The organism is Actinocatenispora comari (assembly GCF_017312725.1).
GTDB classification, from domain to species: Bacteria; Actinomycetota; Actinomycetes; order Mycobacteriales; family Micromonosporaceae; genus Actinocatenispora; species Actinocatenispora comari.
Genome location: NZ_BOPO01000148.1, coordinates 56,943 through 67,378, shown reverse-complemented (window position 1 = coordinate 67,378; position 10,436 = coordinate 56,943). Strand labels below are relative to the sequence as shown.

Annotated in this window: 7 protein-coding genes; 5 read left to right on the top strand and 2 right to left on the bottom strand. The window is 74.1% G+C overall.

Going from position 1 to position 10,436, the window contains the following annotated elements; translation table 11 throughout:
* The first annotated feature begins 111 nt into the window (after window positions 1–111).
* The 4 genes from NUM_RS34680 to NUM_RS34665 all read left to right on the top strand — a co-directional run bounded on the left by NUM_RS34680 (window position 112) and on the right by NUM_RS34665 (window position 4,506).
* Window positions 112–1,404 (top strand): sensor histidine kinase, encoded by a 1,293-nt coding sequence (locus NUM_RS34680; RefSeq protein ID WP_225919048.1) that lies wholly within the window; start codon window positions 112–114, stop codon window positions 1,402–1,404.
* Window positions 1,392–2,030, top strand: a complete 639-nt coding sequence (locus tag NUM_RS34675; protein ID WP_030449980.1) for a response regulator transcription factor — start codon at window positions 1,392–1,394, stop codon at window positions 2,028–2,030. Before NUM_RS34680 ends, NUM_RS34675 begins: the two co-directional genes overlap by 13 nt.
* A 135-nt stretch (window positions 2,031–2,165) precedes the next feature.
* Window positions 2,166–3,425: a Na+/H+ antiporter NhaA gene (gene nhaA / locus NUM_RS34670; protein WP_207129169.1), complete on the top strand. Its 1,260-nt coding sequence runs from the start codon at window positions 2,166–2,168 to the stop codon at window positions 3,423–3,425.
* Window positions 3,426–3,588: 163 nt separating this feature from the next.
* Window positions 3,589–4,506 carry an alpha/beta fold hydrolase gene (locus NUM_RS34665; RefSeq protein WP_225919047.1) on the top strand — a complete coding sequence of 306 codons (918 nt, stop codon included), beginning with the start codon at window positions 3,589–3,591 and terminating at the stop codon, window positions 4,504–4,506.
* A 691-nt stretch (window positions 4,507–5,197) separates the two neighbouring features.
* On the opposite strand, the gene NUM_RS37810 is transcribed toward NUM_RS34665, so the two are convergent.
* Both NUM_RS37810 and NUM_RS34655 read right to left on the bottom strand, forming a co-directional pair.
* A complete protein-coding gene (locus tag NUM_RS37810; protein ID WP_207129168.1) occupies window positions 5,198–8,245 on the bottom strand; it encodes an SseB family protein in 3,048 nt (1,015 codons plus the stop codon).
* A gap of 123 nt (window positions 8,246–8,368) precedes the next feature.
* On the bottom strand, window positions 8,369–8,728 hold the full coding sequence (locus tag NUM_RS34655) for a hypothetical protein (RefSeq protein ID WP_225919046.1): 360 nt from the start codon (window positions 8,726–8,728) through the stop codon (window positions 8,369–8,371).
* 188 nt (window positions 8,729–8,916) lie between these two features.
* Here NUM_RS34655 and mycP point away from each other — a divergent pair, with 188 nt between their 5' ends.
* Window positions 8,917–10,428 carry a type VII secretion-associated serine protease mycosin gene (gene mycP, locus NUM_RS34650; protein WP_207129166.1) on the top strand — a complete coding sequence of 504 codons (1,512 nt, stop codon included), beginning with the start codon at window positions 8,917–8,919 and terminating at the stop codon, window positions 10,426–10,428.
* The last annotated feature ends 8 nt before the right edge of the window (window positions 10,429–10,436 follow it).

Here is a 10,436-nt window from a genome sequence, read left to right as displayed (position 1 = left end):
ATCCGGCCGCCGAATCTCTACCGTCAAGGACATGAGCGAGCGTCCGCGAGTGAGCCAGGGGAATCACGCACCGTGGTGGCTCACGGACGTTCCGACGAAGGAGGAACGTCCGTGAGTACCGCCGCCCCCGTCACGGCCGAGAACCGACGGCGTACGACCGTGTCCCAGTTCTTCGCCGACACCGGGTACTGCCTCGCCGACTTCCCGCTCTCGGTGGCGAGCTTCGTCGTACTGCTGACGCTGTTCTGCGTCGGCGTGGGCACGTTCGCCGCCGCCGGCGGTGCGTTCGTGCTGCTCGCCGGGATGCACGTGGCGCGGGCGTTCGCCGGGCTGGAGCGGCGGCGGCTGCCCAGCGTGCTGCGTACCCCGGTCACCGCCCCGCGGTACCGCAAGGACCACACCCAGCACACCGGGCTGCGCCGCCAGCTGGTTCCGCTGGTCGACCCGCAGTGCTGGCGCGACCTGGTGTTCGGGATCGCCCGGTTCGTCACCGGCGTGACCGCGTTCGTGGTGACGGTGACCTGGTGGGCGGTCGCGATCGGGTACACCCTGAGCTTCCTGTGGGCCTACTCGGTACTGCCCTACCTGAACGGCATCTCCGACCTGCTGGGCATGCCGCACAAGTACGGCTACGTGGTGGCGGTCGACACCGGCGTCGGACTGTTGTTCCTGCTCAGCGCGCCGTTCGTGGTGCGCGGGATGGCGCTGATGAACGCCGGGCTGGCCCGCGGCCTGCTCACCCGGCACCGGGTCGACGCGCTGCAGGAGCGGGTCGACGAGCTGACCGAGAGCCGGGAGGCGGCCCGCTCGGCCGAGGCGTCCGCGCTGCGCCGGCTGGAACGCGACATCCACGACGGCCCGCAGCAGCGGCTGGTGCGCCTGACCATGGACCTGAGCCTGGCGCAGCGCCGGATGCGGACCGACCCGGAGCGGGCCGAGCCGCTGCTCGCCGAGGCGATCCAGCAGACCCGGGAGACGCTCGACGAGCTGCGCGCGCTGTCCCGCGGCATCGCGCCACCGATCCTCGCCGACCGCGGGCTCGCCGCCGCGCTGGCCGCGGTGACCGGGCGCTGCACCGTACCGACGGAGCTGTCGGTGTCGCTGCCGGACGGCGGGCGGCTGCCGGAGAGCACCGAGAACACCGCGTACTTCCTGGTCGCCGAGGCGCTGACGAACGTGGCCAAGCACAGCGGTGCGACGTGGTGCGAGGTGAAGGTGACCGGGGATGGCAGTCTGTTGTACGTGACGATCTCCGACAACGGCAAGGGCGGTGCGCACACCGCCAAGGGCCACGGCCTGTCCGGCCTGGCCGACCGGGTGCGCGCCGCGGACGGCCGGTTCCACGTGGACAGCCCCGCCGGCGGCCCGACCGTACTGACCGCGGAACTGCCATGCGCGTCGTAGTCGCCGACGACTCGGTGCTGCTGCGCGAGGGCATCGTCCGGCTGGTCACCGAGGCCGGGCACGAGGTGGTGGCGGCGGTCGGCGACGGCCCCTCGCTGGTCGACGCGATCACCGAGCACCGCCCGGACGTGTCGATCGTCGACGTCCGGATGCCGCCCAGCCACACCGACGAGGGGCTGCGCGCCGCCATCCAGGCACGCAAGAACGTGCCGGGCACGCCGATCCTGGTGCTCTCCCAGTACGTCGAGGTGTCGTACGCCGACGACCTGCTCGCCGACCGCGTCGGCGCGGTGGGTTACCTGCTCAAGGACCGGGTCGCGGACGTGGACGAGTTCCTCGACGGGCTGGTCCGGGTCGCCGGCGGCGGTACGGTGCTCGACCCCGAGGTGGTCTCCCAGCTGTTCGTGTCCCGCAAGGACCCGATCCGCACGCTGACCCCGCGCGAGCGCGACGTGCTGCAACTGATGGCCGAGGGGCGCACCAACACCGCGATCGCCCGCGCGCTGGTGGTCACCGAGGGCGCGGTGGAGAAGCACATCTCCAACATCTTCGGCAAGCTGGCGCTGGCCCCGTCCGACTCCGACCACCGCCGGGTCATGGCGGTGCTCAGCTACCTGCGGACCTGACCCGGGCCGGGACGCCGGATCCGCCGGCCGGCGGATCCGGGGCCGCGCCCGGTGCGGGCAGGTAGGGTTGGCGGCGGAGCGCCGGGAAGTCTGGTCGGCACACGTTGTCGTGCTACCCGGACCAGGAGCCAGCCGATGCCCGAGCGCCCGCCCGTCACCGCCCGGTTGATCGACCGCGCCCGGCGAATCCGCCAGCGCCGACACCGGGCACAACGCCGCACCGCGGACGCCGCGGTCACGCTCGCCGGCTACCTGCGCACCGAGACGATCGGCGGCATCGTGATGCTGGCCGCCGCCCTCGCCGCGCTGATCGTCGCGAACACCCCCGCGGCCGGCCTGTACCAGCACGTCCGGGACGCCCGGTTCGGCCCCGGTGCGCTGCACCTGTCGCTGACCACCGGCGAGTGGGCGTCCGACGGGCTGCTCACCCTGTTCTTCGTGATCGCCGGGCTCGAACTCAAGCGCGAGCTGGTCGTCGGCGAGCTGCGCAACCCCCGTACCGCGATGCTGCCGGTGTTCGGCGCGCTCGGCGGGATGGTCGCGCCGGCGCTGGTCGCGCTGCTCGTCGGGCGCGGCGCGGACGGCATCGACCACGCCTGGGCGGTACCGGTCGCCACCGACATCGCGTTCGCCCTCGCCGTGCTGGCGGTGACCGCCCGCACCTTGCCCGCCTCGGTACGGGTCTTCCTGCTCACCCTCGCCGTGGTCGACGACCTCGGCGCGATCCTGCTGATCGCGGTGCTGTTCACCGCGCACCTGGCGGTCCTGCCGCTGGTCGGCGCGGCCGCCAGCATCGGCGGGTACCTGCTGCTGCAACGGCTGCGGTTCCGCGGTTGGCCGGTGTACCTGGTGCTCGGCGTGCTGGCCTGGGGGCTGTTGCACGCCAGCGGCATCCACGCCACGCTGGCCGGCGTCGCGATCGGACTCGCCACCCGGGTGCGCCGCGACCCGGGCGAACCGTACGCCCCGGCCGAGCACGCCGAACACCGGTTGCAGCCGCTCAGCGCCGGCCTGTGCGTACCGATCTTCGCGTTCTTCGCCGCCGGCGTGCCGCTGACCGCTGGCGCGCTGTCGGCGCTGCTCACCGACCGGCTGGCCTGGGCGGTCGTGGCCGGTCTGGTGGTCGGCAAGGCGATCGGGGTGTTCGGCGGCTCGCTGCTCGCGATCGGCGTACGGCTCGCCCGGCTGCCGGCCACCATGCACTGGCGTGACCTGGCCGCGGTCAGCGTCCTCGCCGGCTGCGGCTTCACCGTCAGCCTGCTCATCGCCGAGCTGGCGTTCGGCGTCGGCGGCGAGGGCGAGCGGCTCAAGACCGCGGTACTGGCCGGCTCGGTCATCGCCGCCCTGCTCGCGACGGTGCTGCTTCGCCGCCGCGTCCGCGCCCACCACGCATGATCACCTCCGGGTGGCCGGGGCCGGTCTCCCGGGGGAGGCGCCAGCGGTGTGCCCGGGCGCGGCGGCGGGGCTGGCAGTGGACGTTGGGTGCCGGCGCCTACGCTGGAGTCATGTCTGGACGGCCCCGCAGCGTTGCCCCGGGCGCCGGGTCGGCGGGGATCGCGTGACGCCCCCGCCGGACGAGACCTGCGTGCTCGTCGGCGGGCCGTGGACGCACCGGTTCGTCGGCGCCAACGGCAGCCGGTTCCACGTCGTCGAGGCCGGTACCGGCCCGCTCGTGCTGTTCCTGCACGGCTTCCCGGAAACCTGGTACGGCTGGCGACACCAGCTGACCGCCCTCGCCGACGCCGGCTACCGGGCCGTCGCCGTCGACCTGCGCGGCTACGGCGCCAGCGACAAACCGCCCCGCGGCTACGACGGGTACACGATGTCCGCCGACGTGGACGGGCTGATCCGGGCGCTCGGCGAGCGCGACGCGGTGCTCGTCGGCCACGACCTCGGCGGCCTCGTCGCCTGGATGGCCGCCGCGTTCCACCCCCAGCGGGTACGCCGCCTGATCGTCTGCGCCGCCGCGCACCCGTTGCGGCTGCGCACCGGGCTGTTCTCCGACCCGCGTGGCCAGCTGTCCGCCAGCCGGCACCTGCTGAAGTTCCAGGTGCCCCGCTACGAGCACGTGCTCACCAGGGACGACGCCGCGATCGCCGCGCAGCTGATGACCGACTGGGCCGGCCCGTGGCGCACCAGCGCCGAGTTCGCCGACTACCTGGCGCACTGCCGGCGGGCGATCCAGATCCCGCAGGCCGCGTTCTGCGCGCTGGAGGCGTACCGCTGGGTGTTCCGCGGCGCGCTGCGCCCCAGCGGCCGGCGCTTCGTCAAGCTGATGCAGCAGCCCATCACCAGCCCCACCCTGCACCTGCACGGCGCCGAGGACACCGGCGTGCTGCCCCGCACCGCACAGGGCTCCGGCCGGTACGTCGCCGCCCGGTACGAGTGGCGGCTGCTCGACGGGGTCGGCCATCTCCTGCAGCAGGAGGTTCCCGACCTGGTCACTGCGGAGATACTCCGCTGGATCAAAGAATAGGGTGGGCACCTCTTTGCGCTGAGGTGCTTCCCGAAGCGCTCGTGTCGGCTCTGGGTTCGCTGTTGCTGGGGTGGTAAAGGCCACCTCTGTTCGCGGTTTTCACCCCGCGTGGGGGAACGTGGGGAGCGGGCTTCGCCCCTCCCCACACCCCTCCCCATCAAGGGGGCAGTCGCCCCCTTGACATCCCCTGCCCGGGCCTGGTGACCAGGCAGGACCCCGCCTGGCTCGCTTCGGAACGACGGGGAGTCGGCCCGGCATTTGCCACGCCGCCAAGCCCGCCACGACAACCCCCGCCGTGTGCGGTGCACGACACGGGTCGACGCGCACAGTGCCGTGATGGGTAGGCCGGGCCGCTTCCCTGTTCTTCTTCGTCTGCTGCTCGGCGTCGATGGGCAGCATCACCGGGGGCTGGGCGGGGATGGCCAAGGGGGCGGCCCCCTTGGCGGGGAAGGAGCGCGAGGAGGGGGCGAAGCCCTCTCCTCGCATTCCCCCACAAGGGGTCAAAGCGACGAACAGAGGTGGCCTTTACACCGCCGCTTCGGGCGCACCTCAGCGGACAGAGGTGGTCTTTGCACCGCCGCTTGGGGCGCACCTCAGCGGGTAGAGGTGGCCTCTGCGCCACCAGCAAGAGCGAACGCAGCGGGACCCGAGCGCCTCGGGGGTACCTCGGCGCAGAGAGGTACGGGACAGGTCAGATCAGCGGATGCCACCGATGATGGTCGGCGTTGAAGACGGCCAGCACGGTGGTCTCACCGTCCGGATCGATCCGGTACAGCTCGGCGCCGTGCGGAAGTCGAGCGGTCGGAACCCGGTACTCCACGAGTTCCGGATCGGCCGTCGACCGCACCGCCGCCAGTACGGGCAAGAGCTGTTCCGCCTCGACGTGCCACCGGATCGCGTGTACCGGCTCGGCCGCGACCTCGGTGGACAGGCCGGTGGCCACCCGCAGGTCGCCGGCGCGGACGGGGGCCTCGGCGACCGGATGGATCCAGCCACCGACCCGGTCGAAGTGCCGTTCCAGGTAGAACGGCACCTGCGCGTCGGGCAGCACCTTCTGCAGCAGCGCCGGGAACGACAGCGACGGCACCGGTTCGGCGGGCGCCGGCTCGTCCTCGATCGCCGGCGGCACGGGCGGCCATTCGGGTGCGGGTTCGCCGTCGTCCTGGGGCGGCGCCCCGGCCGCGCCGCCACCGGTGGGCCCACCGCCGGCAGCGGCGGCCACGACCTCGCCGGTGCCGGACTCGCCAGCCTCCGCGGCCGCCCCGGACCCGCTGAGCACCGACTCGGCCCCGCTCTCGGATTCACCCGTCGCCGCGTCGGTGCCGGACCCGTCGGTCGCCGCACCGGCCTCGGCCTCGGCAGTCGCTGCCCCTGCGCCGCTTCCGGGCCCACCGATCGGCGCATGGGCGCCCGCGGCGGCCTCGTCGGTCGGCGCGTGGGGGTCGGCCGAGGAACCCGCGTCCGGCACGGGTGTGTCGTCGGCGGTGGCTCCGCGGGCGCTGTCGCCGGCGCCGGGCGAGGCATCGCCCTCGGCAGTCGCGTGCACATCCGCCGGTCCTGCCTCGTCACCGGCGACCGGGTCGACGGCGTTCGACGCCTGCTCGACGGCGGTTGTGTCGACGGCGTTCGACGCCTGCTCGACGGCGGTCGTGTCGACGGCGTTCGATGCCTCGTCGACGGTCGCCGGGCTCTCACCCGGCTCGGCCCCGCTCGCCGTATCCGCAGAACTCGCGGCGTCCGGTTCGGGCCCGTCCGCCGCGTCGGGCTCCGGCGCGCCCGGATCGGGCTCCGACGGTTCGCCGGCTGCCGCACCGGCATCGCCGGCCGCAGTGGCCGCCGGCGCATCGCCGGCCTGGTGCCGGCCATCTCGCTGATCGTCGGCCGGTTCGGCGGACCGCGGATCGGCGGTCTGCTGCTCGACCGCCCCGGCCTCGTCCAGCTGGCCCCCGGATCCGTCCGAATCCTCGGCGATGCCGGACGCGGCGGAACCGGCCGCGGCGCCGTCATCGGCGCCGGTCGCAGCCGCCCCATCAGAGCCGGGCGTACCGGGCTCGGTGGCGTCGGGGGTGTTCGTGGCGGACGGGGGCTCGGACGGTGTCCAGCTGCCGTCGGGCTGGGCTGGCTGATCCTCCGCGCGGTCCGCGGCGTCGGCCGGTGCCGACCAGGGCGAGGCTCCGCCCGCCTCGGCGGTCCGGTCCGAGGCAGGCGGGTCGGCGGCAGCCTGGTCGGAGGCGGGCAGGTCGGAGGCAGGCTGGTCGGAGGCGGGTTGGGCGGAGACCGGCGTCGGCTGCGCGGGTACCAGTGGCTGCTGGGGCGGCAGCACGCCGAGCCGCTCGGCCAGATGGGTGCGGCGGGCCCACTCGGCGAGTTCGGCGATCTGGTCGCCGTCGACGGTGGCGCTCACCGGGGTGTCCGGGTTGAGTGCGAGGTACCACTCACGGTGCGGCCAGTGCTCCACGATCAGCACGAACGGCACCACCGCGTACGGCGCGGCGCCGACCCGCTCGCGCATCCGCTCCTGCGAGGTGAACACCGGCACCTGCGGGGTGCCGTTGCGCTCGATGCTCGGCCACGGGAAGTCGGGAGTGGTCACCGCCGTCGGCCCCGGCGAGGCGCCCTCCGGCACCGGCACCAGCAGGTACGCGCCGAGCAACGCGTCCATGAACGTCTTCCGGTCGCCGGTGCGGGACGCGTCCAGCAGCGTCTGCTCCAGCGGGCTCGCGGGCCGGAATCCGGCCGCGTCGGCGGAGCCGCTCGACAGCACCGGCACCGTCCCCGGCTGCGCTCCCGCCGCCGATGCCTGCTCACCCGGACCGGCGTGCGCGGCGGCCCCGGCCTGCTGCTGGTACTGCGCCGCCGCGTCGGCCGGCGGATACGCCTGCTGGCGCCCCGACTCGTACGCCTGAGCCGACTCGTACGGCTGGGCCGGCTGATGGGGCTGGGCCGGCTGGTAAGGCTGGTAAGGCTGGGCCCCACCCTGCTGGTCCGGCTGGGCCGAGGTGGGCTGCTGACCCGGCTGCGCGGCCGTCGGCTGCTGGTACGGCTGGGCGGAGGCCGGCTGAGCTGCGGCGTCGGGCGGCGCCGTGGCACCGGCGTCGGCCGCCGTCTGCCCAGCGTCGGCCGGCTGGCCCGGATCGGCCGCGGCCGCGGCCACCGGCTGCCCGTGGTCTGCCCGGACCGTCTGGCCCGGGTCGGCCGGCGCCGCCGGGACCGTCTGGCCCGGATCGGCCGGCGGGGTCGGCGCCTGCTGGGTCTGCAGCGGGTCTGCTTGCTGGCCGGCGGCGTCCTGCTCGCCCGGCCGGTACGCGACGGTCGGGTCGGCGGCGGCAGCACCACTCACGGCGAGTTGCGCGCCGAGCTGGACGCCGGTGAGCTGGCTGACGAACGTACCGGGCAGGTAGCCGGCGATCGGCAGCCCGAAGTCGACGGCGAGCCACCAGGACTCGTCCGGCCACCAGGCGCAGATCTCGGCGAGCCGACCGGTACGGAACTGGTCGGTGGGCCGGCCCATGATCGACGCCAGCGCCTGCTGCGAGGTGAACGCGAGGATGTACGTGCGCCCCTCGTACCCCCAGGTCGCCCAGGTGCCGGGCTGCGCGGCGCCGGTGGCGTCGGCGGCGAACGGCAGGATCAGGTCGGCCGCGCCCAGCACCTCGAAGTACCGGTCCTGCTCACCGCGCTGCATGGCATCGAGCAGCGCCCGCTCGACGTCGTTCGCCGGCTGCCATTCGTCGGCCATCACGCCTCCCTGCCGTCGTCGAGCTGCCTGCCTGCGCCGAGTGCGCCGGGGCCGGGCCCGGTCGCCGTTGCCCGGAATCGGCCAGCAGACAACGTACCGGCCCGGCTCAACGGCGCGACACCGTCAGGTGCGCTGCTCACTCAGCTCACTGACCTCGTCACGCTTGGCCCATGCCTGGTGCACACCGCGGTCGAACTCGCCGAGGTCCAGCCCGTCCGGCGGCGGCAGCTCGCCGAGGTACTCGACCCGGTACCAGGAGCCGTGCTCGCCGATGATCTGGAACGGCTGGTCCCGCCAGCGGCACCGGACGGTCAGGTAGCCGAGCTCCGACACGTCGCCGCGCGGCACCACCCGCAGGTATCGCTGCGCGCCGATCTGCTCGAAACCGGCGGTCGGTTCCTTGGTGTAGAGCCGGACCCGGTCACCGTCCGGGCTGGCGTCGAACTCCTGGTCACGCCACCGCGCGTAGTACCCGTCCCGCACCACACACCTCCTCGTCCGGCATCGTCAACGGCGGGGTCCAACCTACAAGAGGTGGCCAAGATCGGCGCCGGTCGATCGCGCCCCGTTTCGCCCGGTACCGGTGCGTGCACCCGCCGGCTACGCTCCTCTTTGTGTCCAAGTGGTCGAGTTCCGGGGGGTCCAGCCCCGGCTTGGTCCCGGTCTCCCCGATGCCACCGGGCCCTGGCCGCACACCCTCGTCCGGCCCGGCTGGTGCCCGGCTGATCCGGGCCTGCCTCGCCGGCCTGCTCGCCGGCGCGCTGGCGACACTCGCCGGTCCCGCGGTCACCGCCGCGCCGTCGAAGCACAAGCAGCCATCCTCGGTGGACAGCGACGCGCTGGCCAAACACCAGTCGTGCGACGTCCCGGAGCGGTACACGCTGGACAACCCGCTGTCCGACACGCCCTGGACGCTCAAGCGCATCCAGCCGCAGCGGGCCTGGCCGCTCAGCCGCGGGCAGGGCGTCAAGGTCGCGGTGATCGACTCCGGCGTCTCCAACACGCCCGCCTCGCTGAAGAACGCGGTCGTCACCGGCGGCCACGACTACCTGGCCGACGGCAACGGCACCTGCGACCAGTACGGGCACGGCACGGTGATCGCCGGCATCATCGCCGGCCGCGACGGCACCGGCGCGCCCTTCTACGGGGTGGCGCCGGACGCGGAGATCCTGCCGTTCCGGGTGTTGCGGGACGAGCAGCAGAACGCCAGCGACTCGGTGCCGACGACCATCGCGGACGCCATCCGCCGCGCCACCGACGCCGGCGCCACGGTGATCAACCTGTCGCTGACCACCCAGGACACCGACGCGATGAAGTCCGCCGTGCGGTACGCGATCGATCACGACGTGGTGCTGGTCGCCGCCGCCGGCAACGAGGGCGGTACCACCGCCGAGGGCTCCGCGTCCTACCCGGCGGCGCTGCCGAACGTGCTCGCGGTCGGCGGCATCGACGAGAAGGGCGCGCACGTCGGCACCTCCAACACGGCGAACTTCCTGGACGTCGCCGCGCCCGGCAAGATGATCGACGGGCCGGCGCCGGCCGGCAAGGGGTTCGAGGAGTTCGCCGGCGGCGGCACCAGCTTCGCCACGCCGTTCGTGGCGGGCACCGCGGCGCTGCTCCGGGCGTACGACCCGTCGTTGACCGCCGAGCAGGTGCGCAAGCGCATCATCGAGACGGCCGATCACCCGCCGCAGGGCTGGAACGAGACGGTCGGCTACGGCGTGGTCAACCCGTACCGGGCGCTCACCGCGGTGCCGAAGCCCGCCGCCGCACCGGCCGGGCACGGCCGGCACGCCATCGACAACCCGCAGGATCTCCGCGACCCGATGCGTACGGTCGAGATCGTCGCCGGCGTCCTCACCCCGGTGCTGCTGGTCGCCGCGCTGCTGGTGCTGATCGGTTCCCGGGTCCTGCCGCGCGGGCGCCGCCGGGCCTGGCGGGCCGGCCGGGCCACGTTCGCCGCCGATCCGGAGCCGGTCCGGCACACCCGGCCGAGCAGCACCAGCGACGAGAAGGCCCTGTCGATCACCGCACCGAGCTCCCGGGCACACACCCCGAGCGGTCCGGGCGGCAACTCCGGCGGCCCGCCGGCCGGCTTCGGCGGGGCACCCCGGGCGATCCCCGGCGCCGGCCGGGCGCTGCCGGGCAGCGGACGAGCCGTCCCCGGAGCCGGCCGCCGCTGACCCACGCC

What these genes read in the sequence shown, in the direction of transcription:
- nhaA (WP_207129169.1), top strand. Translation starts at nt 2,166, where the DNA reads ATGCCCGAGCGCCCGCCCGTCACCGCCCGGTTGATCGACCGCGCCCGG.
- NUM_RS34675 (WP_030449980.1), top strand. Translation starts at nt 1,392, where the DNA reads ATGCGCGTCGTAGTCGCCGACGACTCGGTGCTGCTGCGCGAGGGCATC.
- mycP (WP_207129166.1), top strand. Translation starts at nt 8,917, where the DNA reads ATGCCACCGGGCCCTGGCCGCACACCCTCGTCCGGCCCGGCTGGTGCC.
- NUM_RS37810 (WP_207129168.1), bottom strand. Translation starts at nt 8,245, where the DNA reads ATGGCCGACGAATGGCAGCCGGCGAACGACGTCGAGCGGGCGCTGCTC.